The organism is Streptomyces sp. NPDC002537, from assembly GCF_053594975.1.
In genome coordinates this window covers 1-20,392 of sequence record NZ_JBSFWT010000037.1, presented here as the reverse complement: position 1 = coordinate 20,392, position 20,392 = coordinate 1, and the positions used below count along the sequence as shown (strand labels likewise).

Genomic DNA, 20,392 nt, shown 5'->3' with positions numbered 1-20,392 from the left:
GCACGCGCAGGATGGTTTCTGTTGGGCCCGGTGGCCCACGAAGGAGAAGGGCTCCCACCGTGTTCACGAGCGTATTGATGATCGAGCAGCCACTGTCCGCCGCGGACGTCGAGTTCGTGACCACCCTCCACGACGACCAGATGTCCTTCGTCGTCCTGATGCAGCCCAGAGGCGCCGAGGACCGGCTGCTGCGCGCCATCGACGACGTGGCCCTCGGGGAGCTGGAACAGGCCGTCCACGAGGCCGACGAGCCCGAGGGGGAGGCGGCGCGCAGGCCCGCGGCGCTCGCCCTGGAGCACTCGCTCCGCTCGCTCCGCGAGGCGGGCAGCGAGGCCGTGGGCCAGCTCATCGACGGCCACCCGCTGGACCTGCTGCGGTCCGTCGTCGACCAGACCCACGCCGACGAGGTGATCGTGCTGACGGCCCCGCACCTGGTCGAGGAGTTCTTCCACCGCGACTGGGCGTCCCGGGCCCGGCACAAGGTCGGCGTCCCCGTCCTCAAGCTCTACGCGCACGCCGACGAGGAGGACGGGACCGCCGGCGAGGGCTGACCCGGCCCTCGCCGGTCACCGCCCGCGCAGCCGCCCGTCGCCCATCGACAGCACCCGGTCCGCGCGCCCGAGCAGCGCCCGGTCGTGGGTGACCAGGACGGTCGCCGTGCGGTGCCGCCGGGTCACGTCGGCCAGCAGGTCCACGACCCGCTCGCCGCGCTCGTGATCGAGCGCCGACGTCGGCTCGTCCACCAGCAGCACGGACGGGCCGGCGAACAGCGCGCGGGCGATGTTCACGCGCTGCCGCTCGCCCCCGGAGAGCTGGTGCGGGCGGCGCCGCCGCTTCGCCGCGTCCAGCCCGACGGACTCCAGCAGCTCGGCCGCGCGCGGCCGGGCGGCCCGTACGTTCCCGCCCCGGAGGTGCGCCACGGCCAGCAGTTGTTCCTCGGCCGTCAGGGACGGCAGCAGGTTCGGCTGCTGGAACACGATGCCGATCCGCTCGCGCCGCAGCGCCGTGAGCTCCCCGGCGCTCATCCCGGCCGTGTCCCGTCCGGCCACCACCACCCGGCCCGAGTCCGGGCGCAGCAGGGTCGCCGCCACCGCCAGCAGGCTCGACTTCCCCGAGCCGGACGGCCCGACGACTGCCACCAGCTCACCGGGGGCCACGGCCAGGGACACCTCGTCCAGGGCCGTCAGCCGGCGGTCACCATCCGGATAGGTGAGTTCGACAGCTTCCATCGACAGAACAGGAGTGGTGGTCAACGGGACGCTCCCAGCGCGGTCAGCGGATCGACGGAGGTGATGCGGCGGACGGCGAGCGCCGCCCCGGCGAGGCCCAGCAGGACCATCGCCGCCACCGGCACGGCCACCGTGGCCGCGCCCAGCTCGAACGGCACGGCCGCCGCGGCCAGGGCCCCGCCGCCCGCACCGGCCGCGGCACCCAGGGCCGCCCCGGCGAGCAGCACGGCCGCCGCCTGCCCGAGGGCGTCGCGCACCAGATAGCCGCTGCTCGCGCCCACCGCCTTGAGCACGGCGACGTCGGGCCGCCGCTGCACCGTCCACACCGTGAAGAAGGCGCCCACCACCAGCGCGCTCACCACGAACAGGAAGCCCTGCACGAGCTGGAGCGTGCCGTGCTCCGCCGCGTAGCCGTCGATCCCGTCGAGCGCCTCGTCCACCGGGACCGCCTTCGTGGTCCCGGCGACGGCGCCCGCCGGCCCGCCCGAACCGGTGACGGCGAGCACGCTCGGCTGCCGCTGGTGGCTGACGGCCTGCCAGGACGGGAGCGTGGTCCACACGCTGGGCGCGTGGCCGTAACCGCGGTCGGCGGTGATGCCGGAGACCGTCAGCTCCTCGGTACCGAGGGTGACCCGGTCGCCCACCCGGATGCCGCCCTCGCGTGCCACCCGCTCGCCCACGGCCAGTTGGCCGTCCCCGGGCGCCGCTCCGGTCACCAGGGCGGGGCGCAGCCGGGCGGACGTGCCGAACGCGCTCACCGACGACGCCTTGCCGTGCGCCGTCAGCCGGGTCATCGCCACCCCGAGGGGCTCGGCGGACGCCACGCCCGGCGCCTCCCGCCACGCCCGGAGCTGCCGCCCGTCGACCGTGCTGTTGCCGAACGACACCTCCGGCTCCGCCCCGGGGGGCGCGCCGAAGACGATCCGGTCCACCGGCAGGCCCGCGACGGCCGACGACGCCTCGCGGGCCAGCCCGCCGGTCAGACCGTAGAGGAAGACCACCAGTGTGGTGATGAGCGCGACGACCGTGCCCATGAGGGCGAACCGCCCTCTGGCGAAACGGATGTCACGGAGCGCGACGAACAACGGAACCCTCCCGGGGCTCTGAACGGGATGCCCCCAACCCTCCCGCGCGCGGGCCGCGCCGCCATCAGGGCAAGGAGTGGTCCCCGGCCCGTCCGTCCGGTGCACCCGGAAATCAATCGAACGGTTGATGGCCCACGTGGACGGAGGCCATCGACCGGAGCCGTACGCTCGATGGGGTGAGACCGAGCAGCAGCCCCACCCCCGACGCGCCCCCCGTACGCGCTCACACGCGTGCGCACCCGGCCCCCGACGCCCCGGTGCTGCGCTCGGTCCGGCTCGCGCTGCACGGGGCGTTCTACGCGCTGCTCGCTGTCGCCCTCGCGCCTGCTGCCGTCGGGGCGAAGCCTCTGACCCTGCTCGTGCCCGGTCTCGCGCTGGCCGCCGTCTACGGCTTCGGCGCCGCCCACCGGGCGCCGCACGAGGACGGCACGGATCACCGTCGCGGCACGGCGGAAGGCACCGCAGAAGGCACGGCGGCAGGAGCGACGGAGGGCCCACCAGGAGGCGCGCCGAGGGACACGGCGGACACGGTCCGTACGGGCCGCGCGAGCGGCCTGCTGTGGCTCGCCGCCGTCACCGCCCTGTGGCTCGTGCTCCTCGCGCAGGACCACGGGTTCAGCTACGTCGCCTTCCCGCTGTTCTTCCACTTCCTGCACGCGCTGCCGGTCCGCTGGTCCCTGCCCGCCGTCGCGGCCGCCACCGCCGCGGTCGTCACGGCCCAGGCCACCACGCCCGGCGGGCTCACCCCCGCGAAGGTGATCGGACCGGTCGCCGGGGCCGCGGTCGCCGTCCTCACCGCCTACGGCTACGCCGCGCTCTACCGCGAGACCCGCCGCCGCCAGCGCCTGATCGACGACCTCGTACGGACCCGCGACGAGCTCGCCGCGGCCCAGCGCGAGGCCGGGCGGCTCGCCGAACGGCAGCGGCTCGCCCGCGAGATCCACGACACCCTCGCCCAAGGGCTCTCCAGCATCGTCCTGCTCGCCCGCGCCGCCGAGACCGCCGCCCCCGAGACGGCACGCGCGCGCGTACGCGAGATCGGCCGGACGGCCTCCGACAACCTCGCCGAGGCCCGCCGCTTCGTCCAGGCCCTCACCCCGCCCGCCCTGGAGGACACGCCACTCCCCGAGGCACTGCGCCGCGTCACCGCGCGGACCGTCCCCACCGCCGCCTTCCACCTCGACGGCGAGCCCCGCGCGCTGCCCGTCGAGAGCGAGGTGGCCCTGCTGCGCCTCACCCAGGAGGCGCTCGCCAACGTCGCCCGCCACGCGCGCGCCGACCGCGCCGCCGTGACCCTCGCCTACCTCGACGGCGAGGTCACCCTCGACATCTACGACGACGGCGTCGGCTTCACCCCGGGCACCGGGCCCGCCGACGGGCGCAGGACCTTCGGCCTGCACGGCATGCGCGAGCGCATCGCCGAGCTCGGCGGCACGCTCACCGTCGAGTCCGCGCCGGGCGAGGGCACCGCCGTCGCCGCCACGCTGCCCGTACGGGCGCGCGGGACCGCCGGGGCGGGTGCCGCGTGATCCGCGTCCTCCTGGTCGACGACCACCCCGTGGTCCGGCGGGGCCTGCGCGCCATGGTCGACGAGCTGCCCGAGGTGACGGCCGTCGGCGAGGCCGCCGACGGCGCCGAGGCACTGCGCCTGCTCGACGGCGGGGCCCGGCCCGACGTCGTCCTGATGGACCTCCAGATGGGCGCCGGGATGCACGGCGTCGAGGCCACCCGCCGCATCACCGCCCTGCCCGACCCGCCCGCCGTACTGATCCTCACCACCTACAGCACCGACGCCGACATCCTCGCCGCCGTCGAGGCCGGGGCCACCGGCTACCTCCTCAAGGACGCGCCGCCGGAGGACGTGGCCGCGGCGGTCCACGCCGCCGCCCGCGGCGAGACCGTCCTCGCCCCGCCCGTCGCCGCCCGCCTCCTCGGCCGGGTGCGCGCCGGACGGCCCGCCCTGTCGCCCCGGGAGACCGAGATCCTCGGGCTCCTCGCCGAGGGCCTCGCCAACAGACAGATCTCCCGGCGCCTGTTCATCAGCGAGGCCACGGTGAAGACCCACCTCGTGCACATCTACGGAAAGCTCGGCGTGGACAGCCGCACCGCCGCCATCGCCGCGGGCCTGGCGGCGGGCCTGATCCGCCCGGTATGACGGATATGGGGCGGCCGTGGGACGGGCTGTCGGCGCCGGGTGCAACAATCGGGCCAGCAGTTCCACCAGGACCCGACCCCCAGGGAGCACCGCACATGGCACCGGCCGTCCCCACGACGATGGACCGACCGCACTTCATCGGCATCGGCGGCGCCGGCATGTCGGGCATCGCGAAGATCCTCGCGCAGCGCGGCGCGCGCGTCGCGGGCAGCGACGCCAAGGAGTCCGCGACCGCCGAGGCGCTGCGCGCCCTGGGCGCGACGGTGCACATCGGGCACGCCGCGGACCACCTCGCGGAGGACGCCACCTGCGTCGTCGTCTCCAGCGCCATCCGGGCCGACAACCCCGAGCTGGCGGCCGCCGCCGAGCGCGGCATCCCCGTCGTGCACCGCTCCGACGCGCTCGCCCGCCTGATGGACGGCCTGCGCCCGATCGCCGTCGCCGGCACGCACGGCAAGACGACCACGACCTCGATGCTCGCGGTCTCCCTCGACGCCCTCGGCCTCGACCCGTCGTACGCCATCGGCGGCGACCTCGACGCCCCCGGCTCCAACGCCCGGCACGGCGCGGGCGAGATCTTCGTGGCGGAGGCGGACGAGAGCGACCGCAGCTTCCACAAGTACGCGCCCGAGGTCGCGATCATTCTCAACGTGGAGCTGGACCACCACGCGAACTACGCGTCGATGGACGAGATCTACGAGTCGTTCGAGACCTTCGTCGGCCGGATCCGCCCCGGCGGCACCCTCGTCGTCTCCGCCGACCAGGCGGGCGCCCGCGAGCTGACGGAGCGCATCTCCGGCCGCCACGACATCGAGGTCGTCACCTACGGCGAGTCCGAGGACGCGGACGTCCGTGTCCTCAAGGTCAACCCGCGCGGCCTGAGCAGCGAGGTCACCGTCCTCATCAACGGCAAGATGCTCACCTTCACGGTGTCCGTCCCCGGCCGCCACTACGCGCACAACGCCGTCGCCGCCCTCGCCGCGGGCGTCGCCCTCGGCCTCCCGCTGCACAACCTGGCCTCCGCGCTCGGCAAGTACACCGGCGTCAAGCGCCGCCTCCAGCTCAAGGGCGAGGCCAACGGCGTCCAGGTCATCGACTCCTACGCCCACCACCCCACCGAGATGACCGCCGACCTGGAGGCCATCCGGGGCGCCGCGCGGGACTCCCGCATCCTCGTCGTCTTCCAGCCGCACCTCTTCAGCCGCACCCAGGAGCTGGGCACCGAGATGGGCGAGTCGCTCGCCCTCGCGGACTCCTCCGTCGTCCTGGACATCTACCCGGCCCGCGAGGACCCGATCCCCGGCATCACCAGCACCCTGATCATCGACGCGGCGCGCGAGCGCGGCGCCGACGTCCGCCCCGAGCACGACATGGCCGCCGTGCCCGACGTGATCGCGGGAATGGCCCGGCCCGGTGATCTCGTTCTCACCATGGGCGCCGGCGATGTGACCGACCTCGGTCCGCGCATCCTGGCCCGCCTGGAGAGCTGACCGAACTGCCCGGAAGGGGCGAGATGTCGTACGAGGTCGAGAAGCCGGACGAGCAGTGGCGCGCGGAACTGACCCCGGCGGAGTACCAGGTGCTCCGCCAGGCCGGCACCGAGCCCGCCTTCCGCGGTGAGTACACCGACACCACGACGGCCGGGGTCTACTCCTGCCGGGCCTGCGGGTCGGAGCTGTTCCGCTCCACGGAGAAGTTCGCCAGCCACTGCGGCTGGCCCAGCTTCTACGACCCGAAGGACTCCGATGCGGTCGAGCTGATCGAGGACCGCTCGCACGGGATGCTCCGCACCGAGGTCCGCTGCGCCCGGTGCGGCTCCCACCTGGGGCACGTCTTCGAGGGCGAGGGGTATCCCACGCCCACGGACCAGCGCTACTGCATCAACTCCATCTCGCTCCGCCTGGAGCCGGCGGCGGACTGAGCGGGCCGCTCCCGAACCGCCGCACGGGGGCCGCCCTCCCGCTCGGCGCGGTACGACGGCGGCAGCCGCGGGTGCCGTCCGCGTCCGGAGGACCGACCGGCCGCGATCCCGCTCGGCGCCCTGGCCGCAGCGGCGGGCGGGGTCAGCCGTACCGCAGCACGGCCGCCGATTCGGGTGCCAGGCGCAGCACCCCGTCCGCGCCCGGCAGGTCCACCGGGCGCCACGCCGCCAGGAGTTCGGCGGGCCGCGCGGCCGTGCCGAGCGGGATCGCGGCCTGGCGGCCGGTCGGGTTGACGGCGACGCACAGCGACCCCCGCCGCAGCACGGTGGTGAGGTCGTCGGCGACGGTGACGTCCGTCGCGGCGAGCGGCGCCCGCGCCAGGTCCCGCTCGCCGCGCCGCAGCGCGATCAGCCGCCGGTGCCAGGCGAGCAGCGCCGCGTGCGGCTCGCGCCCCGGTTCCGTCCAGTCCAGGCAGGAGCGGGCGCGGGTGGCCGGGTCCTGCGGGTCCGGGACGTCCTCCGCCGCCCAGCCGTGCGCGGCGAACTCGCGCCGCCGCCCCGCCCGTACCGCCTCCGCCAGCCCCGGGTCCGTGTGGTCGGTGAAGAACTGCCAGGGCGTGCGCGCACCCCACTCCTCGCCCATGAAGAGCATCGGGGTGAACGGCGCGCACAGCACCAGCGCGGCGGCGCACGCCAGCAGCCCGGGGGAGAGGCGGGCCGACAGCCGGTCCCCCGGCGCCCGGTTGCCGATCTGGTCGTGGTTCTGCGCGTAGCCGACGAGGCGGTACGCGGGTGTGGCCGCCGGGTCGAGGGGCCGGCCCCACAGGCGGCCGCGGAAGGAGGAGTACGTGCCGTCGTGGAAGAAGCCACCGGTCAGCGTCTTGGCCAGGGCGTGCGCCGGATCGGCCGCGAAGTCGCCGTAGTACCCCTGGGCCTCGCCCGTCAGCAGCGTGTGCAGGGCGTGATGGAAGTCGTCGTTCCACTGCGCGTGGACGCCGTGTCCGCCCGCCTCGCGCGGGGTGACGGTGACCGGGTCGTTCAGATCGGACTCGGCGATCAGCAGGAGCGGCCGCCCCAGCCGCCCGGCCAGCCCGTCCACGGCGGCCGACAGCTCGGCGAGGAAGTGCGGCGTCCGGGTGCCGGCCAGCGCGTGCACCGCGTCCAGCCGCAGCCCGTCGAGCCCGTAGTCGCGCAGCCAGGCCAGGGCACTGCCCGTCAGATACGCGCGGACCTCGTCGGAACCGGCGGCGTCGAGATTGACGGCCGCGCCCCACGGCGTGTGGTGGGTGCCGGTGAAGTACGGGCCGAACGACGGCAGATGGTTGCCGGACGGCCCCAGGTGGTTGTGCACCACGTCGAGGAGGACGCCCAGGCCCAGCCCGTGTGCCGCGTCCACGAAGCGCCGCAGGCCCGCCGGGCCGCCGTACGGCTCGTGCACCGCCCACAAGGACACCCCGTCGTACCCCCAGCCGTGCCTGCCCGGGAACGGGCACACCGGCATCAGCTCCACATGGGTGACCCCCAGGTCCGCCAGGTGCGGCAGCCGCTCCACGGCCGCGTCGAACGTGCCGTCCCGGGTGAACGTGCCGACGTGCAGCTCGTAGAGGACCGCTTCCGGCAGCCGCACGCCCGGCCCGTCCCGCAGCGCCGGGAAGGCGGCGAAGTCGACGACGGCGCTGAGCCCGTCCGGGCCGTCCGGCTGGCGGCGCGAGCGCGGGTCCGGCAGCACCGGCCCGCCATCCGGCGCGAAGCCGTAGCGCGTGCCGTCCGCGGCGGGGGCCGCGCACCGCCACCAGCCGGGGCGGGCCGGGTCCCGCTCCATCGCGTACCCGGCACCGTCCGCGCACAGCGCGACCCGGCCGGCCTCCGGCGCCCACACCTCGAACAGCACTGACGGCTCCCCTCGACGGCGATGCTGCCCATGGTGCCCGGAACGGCTACGGCACGAGGTCGATCTGCTCCTGGGCGACCGGGTAGCCCGCCTTCGCGAAATTGGCCGCCATGGGGAAGTTGCCCTGGTCCGTCGCCCCGGCGATCCGGGTGGCGCCCTCCGCCACCAGGTCGTGGGTGCACTCGACGAGCAGGTCGTACGCGTAGCCGTGCCCGCGCTGCTCGGGGACGACGCCGATGTAGCCCACGCACGGCCCCGTGGGGTTGTGCGCGGGAATCTGGATGCCGACGACCTCCCCGCCGGGCGTGTACGCGAGCTTCCACCACGCGCGCGGCGACGGCAGCCACTCCAGGAAGCCCATCAGGTCGTCGAGCGCGGCCTGCGGCCCGCCCTCCTCCAGGGCCTTGCGGTCGTGCGCGTCGAGCGTGCCCTCGAACACGCGGCGCACCACGTCCCGCAGGACACCGTCGTCGGGCTCCGGCCGGAACTCCAGCCGCCCGGGGCGCTCCGGCAGCCCGCAGTCGCTCGTCCACACATAGCGGTAACGCTCGACCAGCCGCCGCATCCCGGCGGCCTCTGCGGCCGCGACCCGGGCCTCGGCGGCGGCCCGTATCTCCGGGCGCTCCCGCCAGCCCGGCGGCACCATGATGCTGTACTCGGCGGACAGCGGGGCCGTGCGCAGCAACAGCGCGGCGGCCTCCGCCTCGCCGTCGGCGAAGTCGAACCAGTCGAGGCGCACGGGCGTCTCGTCGCCCGGCGCGCCCCACCAGGCGGCACGGGCCACGACCTTGTCGTCGCGCAGCGCGACCCAGGTCCACTCGGGGCGGTAGTCACCGCCTTCGTGCACCGGCACGTAGCGGTGGCCGAAGGCGGCCCGGCCGACGAGGCCGGGGTCCTGCAGGGAAGCGAAAAGAGCGGTGTCGCGCTCGGTGAGCGCGCGGACGACCGGCTCGGTCATAAAGGAGGGTCCCTTCGATGGACGGCCCCGGCACCGTAGGCGTGCCGAACGCGCCGCGTCCAGCGCTTTTCCCGTCCACCCGGACCGACCGCCCGGACCGACCGCCCGACCGCCCGGACCGACCGCCCGGACCGACCGCTCACTCCCGCACCAGAAGCGCCACCGGCCAGTCGTCCAGCAGCTCCGGCAACGGCACCCCGCCCTCGTATTGACGGTCCGTCAGCAGCTCGTGCCACGGGCCGGTTCCGGGCAGTTCCAGGGCCGTTCCGCGCCAGCCTCCGGCCGCGGCCAGGCGGGCGGGGAGCCTGGTGGCCGCGGCGATCACCCGGCCCGAGCGGACGAAGGCCGTGCAGTGCTCGGCGGCCGGGCCGGCGGCGGGCAGCGGCTCGTACGACGCGCCGGTGCCGAACCAGCCGGGGTGCGCGCGCCGCAGCCGCAGCGCCGCGCGGGTCAGCCGCAGCTTCTCCGCGGACAGCCCGGCGCGCCCCTCCTCGGGCTCTTCTCCGCCGGGCTCCTCGTCGGGGAAGGACGGCGGTTGCCGGTTGTCCGGGTCGACCAGGGCGGTGTAGACGCGCTCGGTGCCCATGTAGAGGTCCGGCACGCCGGGCATCGTCAGGTGCAGCAGGGCCGCGCCGAGCGTGTGGGCCCGTACGGAGGGCGCCACCGCGTCCTCCAGCGGCGCGAACGCGACCTGGGCGGGCGGCCCGCCGGGGCCCGCCGCGACATAGGCCCGCACGGCCTCCTCGTACGCCGCGTCGGGCTCGGTCCAGGTGGTGCGGAGCGCGGCCTCCCGCACGCTCTTGAGCACCGCCGGGACCAGCCGTCCGGCGTCGGGTGCGCCCAGCCCGAAGGCGCTCTGCCAGGCCAGCCACGCCACGTGCGGGTCGGGCGCCGGGGCGCCCGCCGCCACACGGTCCATCAGTTCGGCCCAGCGGCGCGGGTGTTCGGTGAGCGCGGCGATCCGGGCCCGCGCGTCGGCGCTGCGCTTGGTGTCGTGGGTGGACAGGACGGTCCCGGTGGCGGGCCAGTCGCGCTGGATCCGGGCGCAGTAGGCGTGGAAGTCCGCCGGCGCGACCGCGGGCCTGCCGGGGGCTCCGCCGACCTCCGTGGCGGACAGCAGCGGCGCGTACCGGTAGAAGGCCGTGTCCTCGACGGACTTGGCGCGCAGCGCGGTCGCCGTCTGCGCGAACCGCGCGCAGAAGTCCCGGTGGTCGGGACCGTCCCCGAGGCGCCCCAGGGCCGCGTCCCGGACGACCTCGACCGCCTGCGCCTCCTCGGGCGTGGCGAAGGCCGTACGCGCCCCCTGGGCGGCCTCGTCGAGCAGTCCGGCGTCCATGGGCGTGACGGGCCGCCCCGGCACGGCGTACGGCCGGTAGACGGGCAGCCGGACGAGGATCTCGCACAGGGCGGTGCGCAGCGCCCAGGGCGCGTGGTCGCGCAGCCGGTGCGCGCCCTCGCAGACCCGGACGGCGCCGCGCACCAGCCGCTCGACCTCGGCGGCGAGTTCGTGGCTGACCACCTTGTAGGCGGCGCGGCGCACGGTCGCGGGCCAGTCGCCGCCGCGGTCCTGCGGCAGGCCGGTGAACGCGCGGTACACCGCGCCGAGCTCCGCCGCGCCCTCCGGGTCGGTGAAGAGGCCGTCGAGGTGGCGCAGGGCGTCGTAGCCGGTCGTCCCGGCGACGGGCCAGTCGGCGGGCAGCCGTTCGTCGCCGCTGAGGATCTTCTCGACCACCGTCCACCGGCCGCGCGTGGCCGCGGCGAGCCCGCGGAGGTAACCGGCCGGGTCGGCGAGGCCGTCGGGGTGGTCGACGCGCAGCCCGTCGGCCACCCCGTCGCGCAGCAGCTCCAGCACCTTGGCGTGGGTGGCGGCGAACACCCCGGGGTCCTCCACCCGGACCGCGATCAGCTCGGAGACGGTGAAGAAGCGCCGGTAGTTCAGCTCGGTCCGGGCCAGCCGCCACCAGGCGGGCCGGTACCACTGCGCGTCCAGCAGCTCGGGCAGCGGCAGCCGCTCGGAGCCGGGCCGCAGGGGGAAGGCATGGTCGCGGTAGCGGAGCAGGCCGTCCGCCACGGTGAAGTGCTCCAGTTCGTCGCCCAGCCGCCCGGCGAGCACGGGCAGCAGCACCTTCCCGCCGTGCTCGGACCAGTCGATGTCGAACCAGCGGGCGTACGGGGAGACGGGCCCGTCCCGCAGGACCTCCCACAGCGGGCCGTTGAGCCGTACGGGCGCGGGCACCGCCATGTGGTTCGGGACGATGTCGAGGATCAGCCCGAGCCCGTGCGACCGGGCGGTGCGGGACAGGGCGCGCAGCCCCTCCTCCCCGCCGAGCTCCGCCCGCACGGCCCCGTGGTCGACGACGTCGTAGCCGTGGGTGGAGCCCGGCACGGCCTCCAGCACGGGCGACAGATGCAGGTGCGACACCCCGAGGGAGGCGAGGCGGGGCACGGCGCGCTCGGCGGCCCGGAAGGGGAAGCCGGGCTGCAGCTGGAGCCGGTAGGTGGCGGTCGGCGGCACGCTCTCGAGCATCATGGGAACGTACGTACCCACAACGGGCGGGCTTGCCGCAGCGACTACGCCGGACGTTGGCGACTACGCCGGGCGTTGCAGCACGACCAGGCTGCGGTCCGTCAGGGTCACACGGTCGGCCGCCCGGACCTTCGGGCCGTCCGTCACCACGCCCTCGGGGCGCGCGGTGTCCACCACGAGCTGCCACTGCCTGCCGTGGTTCACCGGAACGGTGAATTCGAGCGGCTCGTGGTGCGCGTTGAACATCAGCAGGAACGAGTCGTCGGTGACCGGCTCCCCCCGGGGGCCGGGTTCGGAGATCGCGCTGCCGTTGAGGAAGACCGTCAGCGACTTCGCGTGGGACGCGTGCCAGTCGTCGTCCCGCATCTCCTCGCCCTCGCAGGTGAACCACGCGATGTCCGACAGCTCGTCGTGCGTCCCCTGCACCGGCCTGCCGTGGAAGAAGCGCCGCCGCCGCAGCACGGGGTGGTCGCGGCGGAGCCACACCATGGCGCGGGTGAAGGCCAGCATCCGGCGGGCCCGCTCGGAGGAGCCGTCGGACGGGTGCGGCCAGCGCACCCAGGAGACCTCGTTGTCCTGGCAGTAGGCGTTGTTGTTGCCCTGCTGCCCGCGCGCGAACTCGTCCCCGTGGCTGAGCATCGGCACGCCCTGCGAGACGAGGAGGGTGGCGACGAAGTTCCGCATCTGCCGCTCGCGCAGGGCGAGCACCCCGGGGTCGTCGGTGTCGCCCTCGGCGCCGCAGTTCCAGGACCGGTTGTAGCTCTCGCCGTCCCGGTTCTGCTCGCCGTTGGCCTCGTTGTGCTTCTCGTTGTACGCCACCAGGTCGTGCAGGGTGAAGCCGTCGTGGCAGGTGACGAAGTTGATGGAGGCCAGGGGCCGCCTGCCGTCGCCCTGGTACAGGTCGGACGAGCCGGTCAGCCGGGAGCCGAACTCGGCCAGGGTCGCGGGCTCGCCGCGCCACAGATCCCGCGCGGTGTCCCGGAATTTGCCGTTCCATTCGGCCCACAGGGGAGGAAAGTTCCCCACCTGATAGCCGCCCTCCCCGACGTCCCAGGGCTCCGCGATCAGCTTCACCTGGCTGACGACGGGATCCTGCTGCACCAGGTCGAAGAAGGACGACAGCCGGTCCACCTCGTGGAACTGCCGGGCCAGCGTCGCCGCCAGGTCGAACCGGAAACCGTCCACCCGCATCTCGGTCACCCAGTAGCGCAGCGAGTCCATGATGAGCTGCAGCACGTGCGGACTGCGCATCAGCAGGGAGTTCCCGGTGCCGGTGGTGTCCATGTAGTAGCGCGGGTCGTCCGCCAGCCGGTAGTACGAGGCGTTGTCCAGGCCCCGGAAGGAGAGCGTGGGCCCCAGGTGGTTGCCCTCCGCCGTGTGGTTGTAGACGACGTCGAGGACGACCTCGATGCCCGCCGCGTGCAGCGCCCGCACGGCCGACTTGAACTCCAGCACCTGCTGCCCGCGGTCGCCCCAGGAGGCGTACGCGTTGTGCGGGGCGAAGAAGCCGATGGTGTTGTACCCCCAGTAGTTGGCCAGCCCCACGTCCGACAGCCGGTGGTCGTTGACGAACTGATGGACCGGCATCAGCTCGATCGCGGTGACGCCCAGCTCCGTCAGATGCTCGATGACCGCCGGGTGGGCCAGCGCCGCGTACGTCCCGCGCACCTCGTCCGGCAGCGCCGGGTGGCGCATCGTCAGACCCTTGACATGCGCCTCGTAGATCACCGTGCGGTGGTAGTCGGTGCGCGGCGGCCGGTCGTCGCCCCAGTCGAAATACGGATTGACCACGACCGAGGTCATCATGTGCGGGGCGGAGTCCATGTCGTTGCGCTTCTCCGGCCGCCCGAAGTGGTAGCCGTAGACCGCCTCGCTCCACTCGACGGAACCGCTCACCGCCCGTGCGTAGGGGTCCAGCAGCAGTTTGGCGGAGTTGCAGCGCAGCCCCCGGTCCGGGGCGTACGGGCCGTGCGCCCGGAAGCCGTACCGCTGGCCCGGCATGATGCCCGGCAGGTAGGCGTGGCGGACGAACGCGTCGCTCTCGCGGAGCTCCACCGCCGTCTCCGAGCCGTCGTCGTGCAGCAGGCACAGCTCGATCCGCTCGGCGGCCTCGGAGAAGACCGCGAAGTTGGTGCCGGCGCCGTCGTACGTGGCGCCGAGGGGGTACGCCTGTCCCGGCCAGACCTGCATGAGTCGACTCTTCCAGTTTTCTGAAGGTTCCTGAGGTTTCTCGACGGTTCTTGACGGCTCATCGGGTTCGCCACGGGCGCCCCGAGTTCCCGCCCGCGACTGTCGGCCGAGGCCCCGTACGGAGCCGGACCGGCATCTTCGTCCAACCACGGTCGCCGAGCCGCCCTTTCGCCAGATCTTCCCCAAAAGGAGCGCAACCACGACGCTCTTCGGCTCGTCCAACCGGGTGACCTCCCGGTGCCGGAACCGGAGCGGGGCTACGCCGGGGCGGGCCACGCGTCCGGCCGCGCCCGGCGCCCCGCGGGCCCGTGAGAGGCCCCCGCGCGCCTCGCGCCCTATGAAACGGCTCACTCCTCGCGCGCCGCCCGGGCGCAACACGCACCCGGAACGCGAGAGTTGGCGGGAGGCCGGTCGTGTCCGGGTGCAGCGCCTCCCGCCCGCGCAGTAGTCTGCCTTGATCGTTGGACGGGGGCGGAAGGCGGTGCACTGGTGAGCTCGGGCGGGCTGGAGCTGCCCCCTGGAGAGGGAATTCCAGGGGTTGACGGTTCGGCCGACACACCACCCGGCGCGGTCTCCGTGGCGCGCCCCGTGGAGATCGGGGCGGCCCTGGACTGGGACGCGGAGGCGTGGAGCGAGGTCCGCACCCGCGCCCGGCGGGCCGGGCGGGCCTACATCTGGCTGAACCTGGTGGAGCAGCGGCTGCGCGCCGTCGTCGCCGCCGTGCTGCGGCCGGTCTACGAGCCGGTGCACGGCGAGGACGAATGGGTCGTCGCCGCGGCGGGCCCGGCCGGGCAGGAGTGGGTCCAGCGGGCCGTGGCGGTACGGGAGGTGAGCCGCCGCAAGGGCTATCTGCTGGACCCGGCCGACGACAACGTCCTCAGCTTCCTCACCCTCCCGCAGCTGCGGGAGCTGCTCGTCCAGCACTGGCCGTGCTTCGAGCCGTACCTCGACGACCGGCGCGAGCTCGAACTGGCACTGGACGAGCTGGAGGTGACGCGCAACGTCGTCTCCCGCAACCGCGCACTCTCCGAGACCGTCCTCGCCCAGGCCGAACGGGCCTCGGCGCGGCTGCTGAACATCCTCGGCGGCGGCACCGGCGCGGGCAGCCCGTCGGCCGACCGGCTGCCCATCGACGCCGTCGAGGACCTCGTGGGCGACCGCTACGCCGACGTCGTGGGCGTCCACCCCGACCGGGTGCGGCTCCAGCGGCAGCTGCCCGTGGAGGACCTCTTCGGCAGCGCCCGCCGCCTCGACGCGGTGGGCATAGGCCTGAACCTCCTCGTGCAGAACTACTCGGGGAGGCGACTCGTCCGGCTCGCCGAGGCCGGCTGCCGGGCCCGGCTGCTCTTCCTCAACCCCGCCAGCAGCGCGGTGCGCCGCCGGGAGCGGGAGCTGGGCATCAAGAAGGGCGAGATGAGCCGGTCCGTCGAGATGAACATCATGCACATGCGGCGGGTCCGGGACCGGCTCCGGGACACCGCGGCCTTCGAGATCCGGGTCTTCGACGAGACGCCGCGCTTCACCGCCTACCTCGTCAACGGCGACGGCTCGGACGGGCTGGCCGTGGTCCAGTCGTACCTCCGCAAGGCGCGCGGCATGGAGGCGCCGGTGCTGGTACTGCGCGGCGGGGGCGTCGTGGTGCGGGAGGGCCGGGAACCGGAACACGGTCTCTTCGAGACCTACCGCGAGGAATTCGAAAGCGTCTGGCTGGATTCGCGCCCCGTGTCCTGATATGTCCGGCACGACGGGGTACGGGAAGTGACGGCTCGTGGGGGCGCTGTCAGTGGTCCGTGCGACGCTGGGGACCAGTCGGGGGAAGCACCACGAAGGGGGACCGCGATGGGGTGGCACCACGAGCCGCTGATCGGCTTCGACCTGGAGACCACGGGCACGGACCCGGCGGAGGCGAGGATCGTCACGGCGGCCGTCGTCGAGACCAAGGGCGGTGAGCCGGTCGGCCGCCGGGAATGGCTGGCCGATCCCGGCGTCCCCGTCCCGGCGGAGGCCGCGGCCGTCCACGGCATCACGACCGAGCGCGCCGCGCTGGGCAGGCCCGCCCGCGAGGTGGTCGAGGAGGTGGCGGACGCCCTCGCCGCCCACTGGTCGGCGGGCGCCCCCGTCGTCGCCTACAACGCCTGCTTCGATCTCTCCCTGCTGGCCGCGGAGTTGCGGCGGCACGGGCTGCGCCCGCTCGGCGAGCGCCTCGGGGAGGCGGCCCCGGGCCGCGCCACGGGCCCGGTCGTCGACCCGTACACGATGGACCGCGCCGTCGACCGCTACCGCAAGGGCAAGCGCACCCTGGAGGCGGTCTGCCGGGAGTACGGGGTGGCCCTCGACGGCGCCCACGAGGCCGGCGCGGACGCGCTCGCGGCGGTCCGGGTCGCGTGCGCGCTCGCCGAGCGGTATCCCCGCATAGCCGACGCGTCCCTGTGGGAGCTCCATGACGACCAGGTGCGCTGGTACGCGGACTGGGCCACGGACTTCGAGAAGTGGCTCCGCCGCAAGGGCGACGCGGACGCGGTGGTGGACCCCCGCTGGCCCTTGCGCTGACGAGTCCGGGAAGGCCGGCCGTCGTGCCCCGTGGGGGTGGGGAACGACGGCCGGCCGGAGCCGGGCCCGGTGTGTCAGCGGGTTACTGAACGACCTTCAGCAGCTTGTTGGGCGTGCCCGGACCCGGGTTGGAGATCTTGTCCGGTGTCGCACCCTGGACGAGCGCGGCCGAGACCTGCTCGGGGGTGGCGTCCTTGTGGCCGCTCAGGTAGATCGCGGCGGCACCGGTGACGTGCGGGGTCGCCATGGACGTACCGGAGATGGTCCTGGTCCCGGAGTCGCTGTCGTTCCAGTCGGAGGTGATGTCCGAGCCGGGTGCGTACAGCTTGACGGCGCTGCCGTAGTTGGAGAAGTCGGACTGCTGGTCGTCCTTGGTGGAGGAGGCGACGGTGATGGCCTCCTTGACCCGGGCCGGGGAGCCCTGGCCGGCGTCGGTGGACTCGTTGCCCGCCGCCACGGCGAAGGTGACGCCGGAGGCGATGGCCTTCTGCACGGCGGCGTCCAGGGCCTCGTCCGCGCCGCCGCCGAGACTCATATTGGCGACCGAGGGGCCCTTGTGGTTCTTGGTGACCCAGTCGATACCCGCGACGACCTGCTCGGTGGTGCCCGAGCCCTCCGCGTTCAGCACCCGAACGGCCACGATCTTCGCCTTCTTGGCGACGCCGTGTTCGGTCCCGGCGATGGTGCCCGCGACGTGGGTGCCGTGGCCGTTGCCGTCGTCGGCGTTGTCGTTGTTGTCGACGGCGTTGAAGCCGTAGGAGGCGCGCCCGCCGAAGTCCTTGTGGCTGATGCGCACGCCGGTGTCGATGACATACGCGGTGACGCCCTCACCCGCGCTGTCCGGGTAGGTGTACTTGCCGTCGCCCTTGGTCTCGGTCTGGTCGATGCGGTCCAGACCCCAGGAGGGCGGGTTCTCCTGGGTGGCGCTGGCGCTGAAGCGGTGGTTCTGGACGACCTTGGCGACAGCCGGGTCGGCGGCGAGCCGCTTGGCCTCGGTGGCGTCGAGGCCGCTGGCGGAGAAGCCGTGGACGGCGGAGTCGTAGGTGCGGTTGAGCTTGCCGCCGTAACGTGCGGCGAGGTCCTTGCCCTTCGCCGCGACGGACTTGGCTCCGGTGCCCTGGGCGCTCGCACCGTCCTTCAGCAGGACGATGTAGCTGCCGTCGACCGAGCCCTTGGCCCCGGCACCGTAGACCGTGCCTTCGGCGGGGGCGGGCGCGGCGCCTGCGGGCAGGGTCAGCACCGTGACTCCTGCCGTGACGGCGGCCGCGGCGGATATCGCCAGTACGAGCCGTCGCTTGCCGGCGCGCTTGTGTGTTGCCATGACGAGGGTTCCTCCTCATGCGTATGTGGGGGGGGATTGCGCGTGGGGCGCAATGGCCCGGAGCGGCGGAAGGTGTCACTCCGGGTTCCCGAAACCCTGTCAGGATTGACGCGCTCAATTCAACTCCCATGGGGATGTGTGACATATGCAACGTCGTTTTTTAAAGGTAAATGCCGCTGAACGACGGCAAATTGGACAGGCGTAAGGCGTTAAGCGTTCAACTTTCGCTGCGCGGAGGGCTTTTCGCCGAAACAACGACACAGCGGCATCAACTCGGCTCGAAAAAGCGGAGGTTCAGAGGCCGGACGGCATGTCGTCGTGCCGACTCCTGCGAGGCGCCACGGCGACCTCCTGCCGCTCCCCGTCCCGCGCGCCGCGCGGCCCCACGCCCCTGGTCCCGTGCCGCGCCGGGCGGCAGGGGAGACTGTCCCGTGGAACGGCCCGACAGCAGGTGAGGTACGACGTGGTGGAAACGGCATTCGGGGAACAGCGGGCGCGCGAACTCCTCGCGACGGCGGCACCGGAGATGTCCGCGGCGGACGCGAGGCTGCTCGCCCTCGGCGAGAACGCGGTCTTCGCCGTCGGCGATCTCGTGATCAAGGTGGGGCGCGACGCCTCGCTCCTGGACCGGGCCGGCCACGAACTGCGCGTCGCCGCATGGCTCGCGGACAGCGGGGTGCCGGCCGTACGGGCCGCCGAGCCCGCCGCGCGGGTCGCCGACGGACACCCGGTGACGCTCTGGCACCGTCTGCCCGAGCCCGCACGCCCGGCGACCACGGCCGATCTCGCCGAACTGCTGCGCACGGTCCACGCCCTGCCCGCCCCCGGCTTCGCCCTGCCGAAGCGTGAACTGCTCGGCGGCGTCGAGCGCTGGCTGCGGCTGGCGGGGGACGCCGTCGACCCTGCCGACGCCGCGTACCTGCGGGAGCGCCGGGACGGCTTCGCGGAGGCCGCCGCCGGGCTGATCCCCCACCTGCCGCCCGGCCCGATCCACGGCGACGCCCTTCCCCGCAATGTGCACATCGGGCCCGACGGCCCGGTCCTGGTCGACCTGGAGACCGTCTCCGACGACTTCCGGGAGCACGACCTGGTCGTACTCGCCCTCAGCAAGGACCGCTACGGCCTGGACCCGGCGGCCTACGACGCCTTCGTGCGGACCTACGGGTGGGACGTACGGGAATGGGAAGGATGCGCCGTGCTCCGGGGCGCCCGGGAGACGGCCAGCTGCGCATGGGTGGCCCAGCACGCACCGGGCAACGCGGCGGCTCTCGCGGAGTTCCGGCGCCGGGTCGCGTCACTGCGGGAGGGGGACGCGGCGGTGCGGTGGTATCCGTTCTAGGGCGATGGGCCGGGGCGCGACCGGTCGCGCCTTGCGCGCGCTGATCTCGCGGGCGGACTTCCGGATGCCAAGCGAGGAGACCTCGACTCCTGCCGCGCGTAGCACCTCGCGCGAGAGCGTGATGTTCTGCCCGGTGTTGCCGGTTTCGGTCTCGAGGAGGATCGCGTCGTCCGGCACGCCCAGGTCGAGCGCGTGCTCGCGGTAGTGGACCGCCTCGCCGCGCGGGAAGCGGGCCGCGGTTCGTGGTGCGTTCGGTGGCACTGCCAGATCACGCCGGCGTCGTTCCGCTGCGCGTCGGTGATCGTGCGCTGTCCGCGGTCCGGCGCGGGTTCTCCCTGGTTCGTCAACGTGACCTACCGTGATTAACCCGTCACTTTACGGATGGTCGGTGGTTAATGCGATGTGTAGGTACGCCGGTCATACGCACGCCGGCGTCGAACGGGAGGGAAGGCTCGTGAGGATCGTTCAGCGGATCGCTGCCGTCGCCACGCTCGCTGTCACCGCGGTCGGGGTGGGATGCGGGGGTGCCTCGGCCGATGCCGGGCACGGTGAAGGCGTCTCGAACATCTACTGCAACAACCCGATCAACTCCAGCCTGGTCGACGCCTCCGGCGGGACCGCGGTGGTGCGGCAGGCCCAGGACCTCCTCGGTATCGGCGTGGGCGGCGAGGGCACCGGCGGCTCCGGCGCCGGAGGCGCGGGCAAGGGCGGCAGTGCCACCAGCGGCAGCGCCAGCGGTGGTGGGGCCGTGTCCGGCGGCGCCGGCGGCATCCTCGGCACCGGCAGCCCCGGTGAGGGAGGCAACGGCGCGAGCGGCCCGGCCACGGGCGGTCCCGGTACGGGCGGGTCCGGTGCCGGGGGCGCGGGCCGGGGCGGCGCCGGGTCGGGCAGCGGTTCCCAGGACCAGGGTGCCACCGCCAACGGCGGGAAGGGCGGCAGCGCCGACCTCTCCAACGTCCAGCAGGCCAACGGCAATCGCTGTGGCAAGAGCACGGACGTCAACGCCAGTGACACGGTCGACAAGAGCTCGGTGGTCGACCACAGCACGCGGATCGACCACTCGGTCAAGACGAGCGACGTGCGGTTCGGCCGTGCCGACGAGGCTCGCCATCACTGACCGCGGCTGACGGCCGGCCGGTGAGGTCGGCAGGACGGGAGCCGCGGGCGAGCACCCGGCGGCAGACCTCGAAGATCTGCTCGGGGTCCGGGAGGCGGCCCTTGCCGGT

The 20,392-nt window shown here is 73.9% G+C and carries 16 protein-coding genes and 2 pseudogenes; 9 read left to right on the top strand and 9 right to left on the bottom strand.

Annotated features, from left to right (window positions below):
• Positions 1-59 precede the first annotated feature (59 nt).
• Complete coding sequence (locus ACWD4A_RS18405) at positions 60-551, top strand: indole-3-glycerol phosphate synthase (RefSeq protein ID WP_451195031.1); 492 nt, start codon at positions 60-62, stop codon at positions 549-551.
• Between the two features lie 15 nt (positions 552-566).
• Here the strand turns inward: ACWD4A_RS18405 and ACWD4A_RS18400 are convergent, their stop codons facing one another.
• Both ACWD4A_RS18400 and ACWD4A_RS18395 read right to left on the bottom strand, forming a co-directional pair.
• Positions 567-1,229: an ABC transporter ATP-binding protein gene (locus ACWD4A_RS18400; RefSeq protein ID WP_451195029.1), complete on the bottom strand. Its 663-nt coding sequence runs from the start codon at positions 1,227-1,229 to the stop codon at positions 567-569.
• A 20-nt stretch (positions 1,230-1,249) separates the two neighbouring features.
• Positions 1,250-2,314 carry an FtsX-like permease family protein gene (locus ACWD4A_RS18395; RefSeq protein ID WP_451195027.1) on the bottom strand — a complete coding sequence of 355 codons (1,065 nt, stop codon included), beginning with the start codon at positions 2,312-2,314 and terminating at the stop codon, positions 1,250-1,252.
• Between the two features lie 176 nt (positions 2,315-2,490).
• On the opposite strand from ACWD4A_RS18395, the gene ACWD4A_RS18390 reads away from it, so the two are divergent.
• From ACWD4A_RS18390 to msrB, 4 genes are all read left to right on the top strand, one after another.
• Positions 2,491-3,843, top strand: coding sequence for a sensor histidine kinase (locus ACWD4A_RS18390; protein WP_451195025.1), 1,353 nt, complete (start codon positions 2,491-2,493; stop codon positions 3,841-3,843).
• On the top strand, positions 3,840-4,469 hold the full coding sequence (locus ACWD4A_RS18385; protein WP_451195023.1) for a response regulator: 630 nt from the start codon (positions 3,840-3,842) through the stop codon (positions 4,467-4,469). The genes ACWD4A_RS18390 and ACWD4A_RS18385 overlap by 4 nt, the downstream gene beginning before the upstream one ends.
• A 95-nt stretch (positions 4,470-4,564) precedes the next feature.
• Positions 4,565-5,959: a UDP-N-acetylmuramate--L-alanine ligase gene (gene murC, locus ACWD4A_RS18380; protein WP_451195021.1), complete on the top strand. Its 1,395-nt coding sequence runs from the start codon at positions 4,565-4,567 to the stop codon at positions 5,957-5,959.
• Between the two features lie 23 nt (positions 5,960-5,982).
• Positions 5,983-6,390: a peptide-methionine (R)-S-oxide reductase MsrB gene (gene msrB / locus ACWD4A_RS18375; protein ID WP_451195019.1), complete on the top strand. Its 408-nt coding sequence runs from the start codon at positions 5,983-5,985 to the stop codon at positions 6,388-6,390.
• Positions 6,391-6,532: 142 nt separating this feature from the next.
• On the opposite strand, the gene treZ is transcribed toward msrB, so the two are convergent.
• From treZ to glgX, 4 genes are all read right to left on the bottom strand, one after another.
• Positions 6,533-8,281, bottom strand: a complete 1,749-nt coding sequence (gene treZ, locus ACWD4A_RS18370; RefSeq protein ID WP_451195017.1) for a malto-oligosyltrehalose trehalohydrolase — start codon at positions 8,279-8,281, stop codon at positions 6,533-6,535.
• 46 nt (positions 8,282-8,327) lie between these two features.
• Positions 8,328-9,239 (bottom strand): GNAT family N-acetyltransferase, encoded by a 912-nt coding sequence (locus tag ACWD4A_RS18365; protein WP_451195015.1) that lies wholly within the window; start codon positions 9,237-9,239, stop codon positions 8,328-8,330.
• Positions 9,240-9,378: 139 nt separating this feature from the next.
• Positions 9,379-11,769: a malto-oligosyltrehalose synthase gene (gene treY, locus ACWD4A_RS18360; RefSeq protein WP_451195013.1), complete on the bottom strand. Its 2,391-nt coding sequence runs from the start codon at positions 11,767-11,769 to the stop codon at positions 9,379-9,381.
• A gap of 60 nt (positions 11,770-11,829) precedes the next feature.
• A complete protein-coding gene (glgX, locus tag ACWD4A_RS18355) occupies positions 11,830-13,956 on the bottom strand; it encodes a glycogen debranching protein GlgX (protein WP_451195011.1) in 2,127 nt (708 codons plus the stop codon).
• A gap of 489 nt (positions 13,957-14,445) precedes the next feature.
• On the opposite strand from glgX, the gene ACWD4A_RS18350 reads away from it, so the two are divergent.
• Positions 14,446-15,687, top strand: a complete 1,242-nt coding sequence (locus ACWD4A_RS18350; protein WP_451195009.1) for an SAV2148 family HEPN domain-containing protein — start codon at positions 14,446-14,448, stop codon at positions 15,685-15,687.
• Positions 15,688-15,795: 108 nt separating this feature from the next.
• Complete coding sequence (locus tag ACWD4A_RS18345; protein WP_451195007.1) at positions 15,796-16,506, top strand: exonuclease domain-containing protein; 711 nt, start codon at positions 15,796-15,798, stop codon at positions 16,504-16,506.
• A gap of 82 nt (positions 16,507-16,588) precedes the next feature.
• On the opposite strand, the gene ACWD4A_RS18340 is transcribed toward ACWD4A_RS18345, so the two are convergent.
• Positions 16,589-17,827: a S8 family peptidase gene (locus ACWD4A_RS18340; protein ID WP_451195005.1), complete on the bottom strand. Its 1,239-nt coding sequence runs from the start codon at positions 17,825-17,827 to the stop codon at positions 16,589-16,591.
• A gap of 526 nt (positions 17,828-18,353) precedes the next feature.
• On the opposite strand from ACWD4A_RS18340, the gene ACWD4A_RS18335 reads away from it, so the two are divergent.
• Positions 18,354-19,166 (top strand): phosphotransferase enzyme family protein, encoded by an 813-nt coding sequence (locus tag ACWD4A_RS18335; protein ID WP_451195099.1) that lies wholly within the window; start codon positions 18,354-18,356, stop codon positions 19,164-19,166.
• 69 nt (positions 19,167-19,235) lie between these two features.
• Here ACWD4A_RS18335 and ACWD4A_RS18330 read toward each other — a convergent pair.
• Positions 19,236-19,418 (bottom strand): annotated as a pseudogene (locus tag ACWD4A_RS18330) (YdcF family protein); the annotation flags it as partial.
• Positions 19,419-19,620: 202 nt separating this feature from the next.
• Here ACWD4A_RS18330 and ACWD4A_RS18325 point away from each other — a divergent pair.
• Positions 19,621-20,283, top strand: coding sequence for a hypothetical protein (locus tag ACWD4A_RS18325; RefSeq protein ID WP_451195004.1), 663 nt, complete (start codon positions 19,621-19,623; stop codon positions 20,281-20,283).
• Here ACWD4A_RS18325 and ACWD4A_RS18320 read toward each other — a convergent pair.
• A pseudogene (locus tag ACWD4A_RS18320) lies at positions 20,264-20,392 on the bottom strand (phosphopantothenoylcysteine decarboxylase); the annotation flags it as partial. The gene ACWD4A_RS18325 and the pseudogene ACWD4A_RS18320 overlap by 20 nt on opposite strands.

What these genes read in the sequence shown, in the direction of transcription:
- ACWD4A_RS18340 (WP_451195005.1), bottom strand. Translation starts at nt 17,827, where the DNA reads ATGGCAACACACAAGCGCGCCGGCAAGCGACGGCTCGTACTGGCGATA.
- glgX (WP_451195011.1), bottom strand. Translation starts at nt 13,956, where the DNA reads ATGCAGGTCTGGCCGGGACAGGCGTACCCCCTCGGCGCCACGTACGAC.
- ACWD4A_RS18400 (WP_451195029.1), bottom strand. Translation starts at nt 1,229, where the DNA reads ATGGAAGCTGTCGAACTCACCTATCCGGATGGTGACCGCCGGCTGACG.
- msrB (WP_451195019.1), top strand. Translation starts at nt 5,983, where the DNA reads ATGTCGTACGAGGTCGAGAAGCCGGACGAGCAGTGGCGCGCGGAACTG.
- murC (WP_451195021.1), top strand. Translation starts at nt 4,565, where the DNA reads ATGGCACCGGCCGTCCCCACGACGATGGACCGACCGCACTTCATCGGC.
- ACWD4A_RS18365 (WP_451195015.1), bottom strand. Translation starts at nt 9,239, where the DNA reads ATGACCGAGCCGGTCGTCCGCGCGCTCACCGAGCGCGACACCGCTCTT.
- treY (WP_451195013.1), bottom strand. Translation starts at nt 11,769, where the DNA reads ATGATGCTCGAGAGCGTGCCGCCGACCGCCACCTACCGGCTCCAGCTG.
- ACWD4A_RS18345 (WP_451195007.1), top strand. Translation starts at nt 15,796, where the DNA reads ATGGGGTGGCACCACGAGCCGCTGATCGGCTTCGACCTGGAGACCACG.
- ACWD4A_RS18335 (WP_451195099.1), top strand. Translation starts at nt 18,354, where the DNA reads ATGTCCGCGGCGGACGCGAGGCTGCTCGCCCTCGGCGAGAACGCGGTC.